6 protein-coding genes and 1 pseudogene are annotated in these 9,818 nt (G+C 52.3%); 3 read left to right on the top strand and 4 right to left on the bottom strand.

Annotated features, from left to right (window positions below):
* The 4 genes from IQ260_RS21335 to IQ260_RS21320 form a co-directional block, all read right to left on the bottom strand.
* Nucleotides 1–360, bottom strand: a 360-nt coding sequence (locus IQ260_RS21335) for an HAS-barrel domain-containing protein (protein WP_322745015.1), incomplete at its 3' end; no start/stop codon positions are given.
* 136 nt (nucleotides 361–496) lie between these two features.
* On the bottom strand, nucleotides 497–1,030 hold the full coding sequence (locus IQ260_RS21330) for a hypothetical protein (RefSeq protein WP_193995110.1): 534 nt from the start codon (nucleotides 1,028–1,030) through the stop codon (nucleotides 497–499).
* A gap of 167 nt (nucleotides 1,031–1,197) precedes the next feature.
* Complete coding sequence (ppc, locus tag IQ260_RS21325; protein WP_193995109.1) at nucleotides 1,198–4,227, bottom strand: phosphoenolpyruvate carboxylase; 3,030 nt, start codon at nucleotides 4,225–4,227, stop codon at nucleotides 1,198–1,200.
* Between the two features lie 142 nt (nucleotides 4,228–4,369).
* Nucleotides 4,370–4,600, bottom strand: a complete 231-nt coding sequence (locus IQ260_RS21320; RefSeq protein WP_193995108.1) for a hypothetical protein — start codon at nucleotides 4,598–4,600, stop codon at nucleotides 4,370–4,372.
* Nucleotides 4,601–4,845: 245 nt separating this feature from the next.
* On the opposite strand from IQ260_RS21320, the gene IQ260_RS21315 reads away from it, so the two are divergent.
* From IQ260_RS21315 to IQ260_RS21305, 3 genes and pseudogenes are all read left to right on the top strand, one after another.
* Complete coding sequence (locus IQ260_RS21315) at nucleotides 4,846–7,947, top strand: DUF1574 domain-containing protein (RefSeq protein ID WP_193995107.1); 3,102 nt, start codon at nucleotides 4,846–4,848, stop codon at nucleotides 7,945–7,947.
* A 30-nt stretch (nucleotides 7,948–7,977) separates the two neighbouring features.
* Nucleotides 7,978–9,432 carry an MBOAT family O-acyltransferase gene (locus IQ260_RS21310; protein ID WP_193995106.1) on the top strand — a complete coding sequence of 485 codons (1,455 nt, stop codon included), beginning with the start codon at nucleotides 7,978–7,980 and terminating at the stop codon, nucleotides 9,430–9,432.
* Between the two features lie 247 nt (nucleotides 9,433–9,679).
* Nucleotides 9,680–9,818 (top strand): annotated as a pseudogene (locus IQ260_RS21305) (photosystem II q(b) protein); the annotation flags it as partial.

The following is a 9,818-nucleotide window of genomic DNA, read 5'->3' as shown; positions in this document are numbered from 1 at the left end:
GACCTGGTACGAAGCCAGCTCTCCCCCTTCTCCTTTCCCCTTTCCCCCTTTCTCCCCTGAAAACTCTGGGGTAAACATCAGCATGGGGGCCAAATCAATGGTGCCGTAGGTACCGCCGCCTGCGAGAACCTCCTGTAAAAACAGTTCGGTGGGGTGGGGCGGATTAGCCAGGATACGCTGACTGGCCGTACCTAGGGAGACATCGGTGAGCATGCAGAAAAATCGCGATCGCATTCCCTGCACCACCAGAAACTTGCCTACCCGCATATCTTCCACACTGACATCAGCATGGAGTCGGACTTCCAGGCCCTGACTCAGGGAGCCTTGAATCACTGAACCCAGAGGCGTTTCGTTGTTCATGGCAAGATAATTTCATGGGTCGCCACTGCCCATCCTAGCTTGAGACTTGCGTTTCAATACATACGTTCTATAAAAAAATTCGTTAGAGGTGTTCCATGGAACACCTCTAACGAATTTTCGGAAAATCGTCCCTAACCTAGCGACCCAGGTTCCAACCCACACCCGCCTGAACCGCCGTTGCCGTACCGCCACCATCTTCAAAGGCATCAAAGGCAAAAATAGCATTGCCAAAGACCACTAAATTACTACGGGGAACCGCAAAATCGATTCCCGGTTGAATCACAAACGCAGTTTGATCGCCCACGGGTGAGGCATCATTTCCAGTCGGTAGAGATATCCCCGCGCCGACATAAACATCTGTCTGAAACGTGAGCGGGATATCATAGGAGACTGTTGGCACCAGAGCCAGATCGCCATTGAACAAAAATGCCTGCCCCCTGAGGGAGACTGGCACGGCAAATAGCTTATAGCGTCCGGAGATGACCAACCCTAGGCCATCTCCGTCGCCGTTGTCATCGTCGGTTAACCCTAGGCTGCCACCCGCGCCGACATAGCTACCATAGGCCGCTTGGGCTCGGGCCGGTTGCACATCCAGCGCCGCTACCAAGGCAGCAGCCGTGACCGCAGCCAAGCCTAAACGCCCCAGCATAGTTTTAAGCAGACTGACCATCGTTCCTCACTCCCTAAATAATGCCTTAAAAACTCTTTGAGACTGTTTCCTTGAGACTGCTTTTAGAAGACTGCGCCCGGCTCAAGTAAAGCCTGCTCTGCTTTCAGCAGAACTGTACGACTATGAAAGCGCCACAAAGTTAACCCGTTGTTGGCAAAATGTCAAACTTAACCTGTATTCCGCATGCCAGCGGCAATCCCGTTGATCGTGAGTAGGGCTCCCCGCAGCAGCTCCCCGCGACTGTAGCGCGACTGAATCACTCCAGTGGCCAAAGCAGCGGTATCCCGATGCTGACGCAGTCGCTTCAGCAGTGAGACTTGTAAAAATCCCAGGGGAACAATCGTGCCGTTACGCAACTGGACCGAACGCTGCAGACTCGGATCGCCGTCCAACAATGCCTGATTGTCCGTAACTTGGAGGATCATCTGACTGGTGAGATGAAACTCCTGGGCAATCTGATCAAATACGGCCTGGAAACTATCTCGTCGCTCTTCTAAACCCAGTTCATCGACATAGTGCTGAGCAATTTGTAAATCAACCTTGGCCAGGGTCATTTCAACTTTTGAGATGGCCATTTTGAAAAAAGGCCACTTGGTGTAGAACGACCGTAAAAGGTTCAGGTTTGCTTCGGGTTCTTCGTTGATAAACTCCTGTAGAGCAGTCCCAACGCCGTACCACGAGGGCAACAAAAATCGAGCCTGGGTCCAACTAAACACCCATGGGATGGCCCGCAGACTGGGTAAATCTTTTTTGCCTCCCCGACGAGAGGGGCGAGAACTGATCTGCAGCTGGCTGATCTCTTGAATTGGGGTGACATGGTGGAAGAATTCTACCAGTTCGGGATCTTCATAGATCAAGGACCGATAGTGCTGCCTAGAACGCACCGCCAGCGTTTCCATGATTTCATGCCAGGGAGTAATCTCATCAAAGCTATTGCTGAGAAGACTGGCCTGAACCACAGCGGTAGTTACCGTTTCCAGATTATATAGGGCCAAATCCTTGAGGTTATATTTGGAGGCTAGAACTTCTCCTTGCTCGGTGATTTTGATCCGTCCGTCGATACTACGTCCTGGCTGGGCCAAAATGGCCTCGTAGGCGGGGCCGCCGCCACGACCCACTGAGCCGCCACGACCGTGGAAAATTCTGAGGGCGATGTCATATTTATTGGTTATTTTTTGCAAGGACTGCTGAGCCTTGTGAATTTCCCAGTTGCTACTGAGAAAGCCAGAATCCTTATTGCTATCGGAATAACCCAGCATCACTTCTTGCAGGGCTGTCGGATCATCGGCTCCGTAGCCTCCCTTCAACATGGAGAGATACAAGGGAAGTTCAAACAGCTCTTCCATCACGGCTGTGGAACGCCGCAGGTCTTCGACCGTCTCAAATAGCGGCACAATGTGCAAACTGCCGATGCCAGTGGCGGGGTCATAGAGTCCGGCTTCCTTGGCCAGCAACAACACTTCTAAAATGTCGCTGGCATAGTTGCTCATGCTAATCACATAGCTGCGGCAGATATCCTGACCAAATTCCTGATGGAGCTTGCGCACCATGTGAAACGTGGCGACGGTTTCTCTCGCCTTTTCTGAAATGGGCAGCTCCGTTGGGATCAGCGGTCGTCGGGTGCTGAGTTCAGTTGTCAGCCACTCTACTTTTTCGGTCTCGGAGAGATCGTTGTAGAGTTTGGGCAGCTGTAGGTACTCGGTAATTTCATGAATGGTGTCCGAGTGACGGGTACTCTCTTGGCGAATATCCAGCTGGGCCAAACTAAACCCATAAATTTCCACCTGACTGAGCAGCATGTCCAGCTCTCGACACACCAGACCGGTTTCTTTCAAACTTCTGTGGACGAGACTTAGCTCATCTAAAAAGTCCTGACCGGTCATGTATAGCGTTCCCGGTGGTGCAGCGTTGTCCTCTTCTTGTAGGTAGTCGCCGTTGTAGAGTTTTTGGCTACGCTGGTGGGTGTTGACTAGACGCTTTTCGATATAGGCCAGTTTGAGCCGGTAGGGCTCTTGACGATAGCGGATAGCAAGTGCCTCATAGATATCAGGCATTTGTAACCGATCCTGCTCTAAGGATTCCAACAAATCGGGCAGGACTTCACTCCAATGCAGCGACGGGCTGAGTAAATCTGAGAGGTTACGCACCGAGGTCATGTACTTCTCTAATACCAGGTTGCGCTGGTATGAAGCCGTTTTCCAGGTGACTTGCGGTGTGACGGATGGGTTGCCGTCGCGATCGCTACCGACCCAAGACCCAAAGCGACAAAAGCGATGGCGAGGTGGGGTGAGTCCAGGAAACGTTCTACTCAGGGCACGGTTAAAGCGCTGATACAGCTCCGGGATGGCTTCAAACAACACCACATCGAAGTAATGCAGGGTAAAGTCCACCTCATCTAAAACCGAGGGTTTAAATTGGTGCAGCTCATCAGTGCGCCACCATAGCCGGATCTCCTCAGTGAGCTGCTCCTGGAGCTGGGTAACCTCCCAAGATGAGGCCTGTTCCCGCAATCGAGCCTGTTCTTCGGCTAGATCCATGCGACGAAAAATACTGGAAATACGCCGCTGCTTGTCACGGATGGTGTGACGAACGATTTCGGTAGGGTGAGCTGTGAAGACTAACCGCACATCCAAATGATCGATCAGGGTTTGGATATGTTTAGGAGGAACATTTAGCTGGTTTAGAAGAGGAAAGAGCCAGTGAAATGTGCCGGTCCCTCGCTGTTTTTGGGCGACATTTCCAATATCTGTACTGACTACATTATTGAGAAACGCCTCGCTGTTGGATGATGGCTGAGTCCTTTGGCTGCTGTTACCTAGCCCAGCGGCCATTTCTTGGTAGTGTTTGCGCTGATCTTGCTGTTCGTAATGTTGTTCAACGATGTTGATCAGCTGAAAGTAAAGGGCAAAGGCCCGCGCCATGCGAATAGCATCTTCTAAACTCAGCTGCTCAATTAGCTGTAGGGCATTGGCATTATCCAGGGCTGTATCGGCCTGGCCGTCGGGCGCACACAGACGACGAATATTATTTAGCAAACTCACCAGCTCGGTGCCGCATTCAGCCTCCAAAACTGATTCCCAGATGCGTTCTACTATAGTTAAGCGGTGCCTTAGAAACGCTTCAGATGCCTCCGGGACAGAGAGGCTCTCGGATTTCGCTAGGACCATATCAGCTTGGGAGGAAACAGTTGGACTCATTCAACGTCAAAAATAACGACTGAAAGACGAAGCTTGCCTCTAGTCGGCATCTCCGAGAAAATTGTAGAGGCTTTCGGTCGCTTCAAGATATGTTCTGATCGGACCAGCCGCGAAAATGTTTATAAGAATCTTTACAGCATTTTTATAGCGGTCGTTTGGGATCAGGATCAAGTACGGGTAGTTGGATACCTCGAAATATCTCTTCACTAGCTAGACCAAACTGTGTGAGCCAATAGGTTAGGGTCCGCCCTGTAATCAATATGCCTAAGCAGGGTAGGGTAGCAACGGCTAGCCAAATTTGCGGATTGTCAACCAGCATAAACGGCAGCTCATGGGCTGCTTTCTGGGTAGATTTTTCACGAAAAGGTTGCATAAGTCAGGTGCTCGTAGTAAACGTATAGCAACTTTAGGGAATACCATGGCCAACAATGGCACGTTGTGCGGCAGTAACTCTTTTTGCTTTTACTTTTAGTATTAGGTAAGTCTGTAGCCAATGCCTATTCCCAACCTAGCAGGTACCGTCGATTTGAATAGTACCTTGACGAAACTGACCTGGAAGACTACATTCTTGCGGTCGAAGCATTTTGGTTGTCGCACTGTTATGGGATCTGAAGGTTTATGTTCAGTCACGTAAAATCTGCTCAGACACCATCGGATCCTAAGGCTTTGCTGCCCTGGCTTGAGGATGTGGTCAACTGTGCCGACTGCGATTTAGATGTAAAGCTCAGGGGCAATATCCTGCACGTCTATGCCCGCTCTGAGACGGGGCTAGATCGAGAATATGTGCTGGTACGGCTGGTGCGATCGCTACTGGACCCAGACCAAAAGGCGTCTCTAACCAAGGACTTTCCCCACATTTATCAGCTCTACTTTTATAGTGGCCGCGCCGAGGAGCAAAAGCCTGACTGGTCTACACCTATTTATCTAAATCGCCTGGAGCGTCATCTAGAGCAGCTGGTGGAAACCAGTGCTGACCTCGATGAGATGAAGCGTTCAACGGCCCATCTGACCTCGGGAATCGGGTATTTAGATGAGGCTACATCGGCCATTGTGCTCTCCAATGTCAGTTTAGCCCGCAAGGGAGATCCCGATGCGATCGCACGTTACTTGAGCCAAACCCTCAGTTCCCTGGATGTGGGTGTGGATGTGGTGGTCAATGCCATCCCTGGCAAGGCTAAACGTGCCCAGGGGGTGATTACGGCGGCGGCTGTGGCCGCCGCCACCGTTGACCCAAGCCGAGAGTTAATTAACCGCCTCTGGATCCTGTGTCGAGCGGCCTATAGCCCTGACCCAACCATGATCGCTGAACCCACGGCTCAACGGCTGCGGGACCTGAAGCTAACCCAGTTTCAAGACGCGGTTATTTCGGTTCAGGTATTAGGGGAAACCACGCCTGATTGGCGGCTGCGGGTGGATCTCACCCCGGACGAAGAAATTTTAAAGGAGTGGAGTCGCTGGGGAGATACGGAGTCGATTGGCCGACTGCTAAATCAGGTACTAGAGCCGCTGGATGTGAAGGTGCTGCCTGAGGTCAAGGATTCCACCCTGCACTTGGTTTGTGAGCCACTGGCAACGGGACAAACGGTGGCTTTGGCTGGGGAGGACACGGTAGCTGGCGGGTCGTCCGAGGAATCTGATCATAGGTCTGCCCATGAATCTGCCCATGAATCTGACCAGCCCCATGGGTCTGAAGCCCAAATTATTGATGCGATCGCTCCCGTTCTAGAGCAGCTGGCTCCCCAGGGACTCAGTCGGGCTATGGTTTACGGTCCCACGCTAGACGGGGTCAATCCAGTCTGGCTCAAGTGTTTAGATCTACCCGCCAGTGAGCACAGCGATCTGCTCACGCCGACGTCTCAACTGGCTCGCCAGGGCGACCTGCCGGCCATTGCCTATTGTTTAACCAAGCTCCTTAACCCCGATCTAGATGAGCAGCTAGCCACCGGGGGGATTCGAGTGCAGCTACTGCGGCGAGAACGGCGGCTACATATTATGACCGATGCTCCGGTGTGTCCATCGCGCCGTCAGGTCGTCCCCCAGATCAAGCAGTACCTTCGTCAGCACCCGATCAAAGGTCTGGTTGGGGTGCGTATTTATGGTCGTCGCGCTGGGCAAAAGCGTCCCGATTGGAACTACGGCTATGATCGACAGCCCAAAAAACGGCTGGTGCCAGAAGCCGCGCCCGAATTCGTAGCCTCTGATGCCTACCTGGGCGATTTAATTCAGCCGGACGAGGCCGTTGAGGATACCTGGGAACAATCCTGGTCCCGTCGGGCTGTGGCTCAGACACGGCAGCTGTTGATCAAAACCCAGTTGTTTACGGCTGCTGCCACCAACCCTGAAGAACCGCTGAGCGGGTCGGACAGGCGGGGGATTGCCTTAGCCTGGGCGGCTTTGGGACTGTTACTAGTATTTCAAGCAGACTGGATTGTAGGGCAGTTATTTAAAGTTCAATCCCTCGCGATTCAGGCAACGGTGAAACAGTCGGCACCGCCCCCCAAATCGTCCCAACCCTCTACCTTTGAAGAGGAACTGGCCCAGCTGAACTGGGGACCCAACGATGGCGATGCCACCCTCACACTGGACGATGAGCTGCCGGGCTTTGCCAGTTCGGCCATCAACGATACTGATTTACTCGGCAGTCCACCCCAGACGACGGTATCGATGGCTGAGGTGTTAGCCGCCTCCCCCTATCCGTCATTTATCAGCCAGCAGCTCAATGAGAAACTAGCGCTCTATGACTGGCATGTGGCCGCCCAGGGGGCACCGGATGTACTGGTGTTTGGCAGCTCACGGGCCCTGCGCGGCGTGGACCCCACGGCGCTAAAACGAGCGCTGGTTCCCCTGGGGTATAAGGATGTCAGTATATTTAACTTTGGGGTGAATGGGGCCACAGCCCAGATCGCTGACCTGGTGGTACGACAGCTGTTGGCCAACTATCCCCAACCCAAGTTGGTGTTGTGGGCCGATGGAGCACGGGCGTTTAACAGTTCTCGGGTGGATGTGACGTTTAATGCGATCGCAACCTCAGAAGGCTACCAGCAGCTCATCGCTGGCGAGCTATTCCCTGAATCTCAGGGCACAGGACCTAGCCTCAATCCCGCACAGCAGCTGAGCTACTATGCCACCCGTATTGACCAGCAACTGAGTGAAACCCTGGGTAATATATCGGCCGCCCATGGTGAACGCATTCGCCTTCAAAACGTATCTGAGGCCAAGGCCTTGAGCAATGCACAGTCAGCGGCCGTCAATCCCACCGAAACCGACTTGATCGACGCCGATGGCTTTCTACCTTTGGCCATTCAGTTTAATCCTGCCACCTACTACCTGGATCATCCCAGAGTAGCTGGGGCCTATGACGGCGACTATAAATCATTCCAAATGGAAGGCCCCCAGGCCGATGCCCTCAGACGCATGTTGGCCTATACCCAGTCCCAGGACATCACCGTCGCCTTTATCAACACCCCCCTAACCGACGAATATCTTGACCCTGACCGTCAAGAAGTAGAAAGCCGATTCCAGCGCTATATGCTGCAGCTGGCCGCCGAAGAACCAGGATTGCTATATCGCGATCTCGGACAGCTATGGCCCGATCGCTACGACTATTTTTCAGATCCCAGTCACCTCAATCGATTTGGGGCCTATCAACTGTCTAGCCGTTTGGCTCAAGACCCCATGATTCCTTGGTCCAAGCTCAAATCCTCCACTGATGAAGATTAAGGCCGTACTAAAAAAGGCAATTTCTCCTCAATGACGCTCCCCTCTATTTTCTACGGGTTATTTCTCCTCGCCACCAGTTTGCTCTATTGGCTCCTTCCTAGCCGTGGTCTCAAGCTGTGGTTGCTGCTGCTGGCTAGTTTGGTCTTTTACGCGTCTCTACAGCTACAGTATGTGCCACTGTTGCTCGCCTTGGTCTTAGCCAACTATCTAATCGGGCGTCGTCTAAGTGCGCCTCTCGACTGGCGCATTCCCAATGAAGAATGGCACTTTGCTCAGCAAGACTGGGATCGAAAACGGTTCGTGCTGCTGTGGGTTGGCATCAGTTTAAACGTACTGCTGCTGCTGGGGTTTAAGTATGTCACCCCCTTAGCAGCCACCCTTAGCCCTAGCTTGCAGTTACTGATGCCCCTGGGGTTAAGCTTCTTCTGCTTTGAAGCCATTGCCTATTTAGTAGACATCTATCGAGGTGCCCCCGCCGCCCACCACTTTATTGAGTTTGCCGCCTATAAATTATTTTTCCCAAAGCTGATCGCGGGTCCCATTACCCGGTTTCAAGGCTATATCAGTCAGCTCAAACGGCCTCGGCTGCCCAACTTAGAACAAGGTGTAGAAGCCGGATGGCTCATTGCCTCCGGTGCCGCTAAAAAACTGCTCCTAGCCGATCGCATTGGCCTATTAGTTAACCTCAGCTTTGATAACCTGGAAAGAGCTGGCAGTGGAGACCTGTGGCTAGCCATTTTTGCCTACGGCCTACAGCTCTATCTCGACTTTAGCGGCTATGTAGACATTGCCCGAGGCAGCGCCCTGCTACTGGGTATTCAGCTCCCCAAAAACTTTGACTTTCCCTATTTCACCACCAGCATTGCCGACTTTTGGCGACGCTGGCACATTACCCTAGGCGACTGGCTCCGCAACTATCTTTACTTTCCCCTGGGAGGCTCCCGCAAGGGGCTAAGTAGAACCTGTCTAAATCTGCTGATCGTTATGTTAGTGGCCGGAATTTGGCACGGCGACCAGTGGGGATTTTTAATCTGGGGTTTGCTCCACGGTCTGGCTCTGGTGATTCATCGGTTAAACCAGGCCGTGACCGATACCCGCTCAGGACTTAAGGCCTTTTGGAGCAGCTGGCCTGGAGTCATCAGCGCTTGGGCCGTCACCCAGCTATTCGTATTTCTCAGCTGGGTGCCCTTCCGTCTACCTGCTATACAGGATATGGGACTCGTCACTAGCCACTTCTTTAGTCAGGCGGCTGACGTCCAGTTTGCCCAAAAAGTTTACCTAGAGTCCATGGGCATTAGCCGGGGCGGAATAACGCTAATGCTCCTGGGTCTAACCGGCATTATGGCCTTGCTCCACGGATTTAAACACCGACTCAAGCTCCAAGTTAGCTGGCCCCTCAAGCTCATGTTTATCCCAGTTGGTTTCTACCTGGCTTGGCTGCTAGCGCCCATCGAAACCGTACCTTACATCTATTTTGAATTCTAAGGCTACAGCTTTCTCATAATTAAGGGACATTGACCTAAAGCCCCTGCTAATTATGAAAACTCCAGCCGCATTCATAGGAATTGGACTGGTGGGCTTACTCCAGGCAAACGGCAAAAACCAAAGAAAATATTAAGCGGTGTTGCGTTAATGAGGAAAATGCGTTACATTTGTATACAAGCGAACAGAGAATTATTCATAACTCTTTGCAAGCCATACATACCGTACCTTAACAACGCAATAATTTATCATGACAACTACTCTACAGCAGCGCCAAAGCGCTAACCTGTGGGATCAGTTTTGTGAGTGGATCACCAGCACTGAGAACCGCCTATACGTAGGCTGGTTCGGCGTTCTGATGATTCCTACTCTACTCGCTGCTACCGCTT

Origin of the sequence: Leptolyngbya cf. ectocarpi LEGE 11479, from assembly GCF_015207065.1 — a bacterium.
In the GTDB taxonomy this organism is placed as follows: Bacteria; Cyanobacteriota; Cyanobacteriia; order Phormidesmidales; family Phormidesmidaceae; genus Leptothoe; species Leptothoe ectocarpi.
This window is presented reverse-complemented; position numbering and strand designations above follow the sequence as displayed.

Coding starts and splice junctions, on each gene's coding strand:
- IQ260_RS21315 (WP_193995107.1), top strand. CDS start 4,846: ATGTTCAGTCACGTAAAATCTGCTCAGACACCATCGGATCCTAAGGCT.
- ppc (WP_193995109.1), bottom strand. CDS start 4,227: ATGAGTCCAACTGTTTCCTCCCAAGCTGATATGGTCCTAGCGAAATCC.
- IQ260_RS21320 (WP_193995108.1), bottom strand. CDS start 4,600: ATGCAACCTTTTCGTGAAAAATCTACCCAGAAAGCAGCCCATGAGCTG.
- IQ260_RS21310 (WP_193995106.1), top strand. CDS start 7,978: ATGACGCTCCCCTCTATTTTCTACGGGTTATTTCTCCTCGCCACCAGT.
- IQ260_RS21330 (WP_193995110.1), bottom strand. CDS start 1,030: ATGGTCAGTCTGCTTAAAACTATGCTGGGGCGTTTAGGCTTGGCTGCG.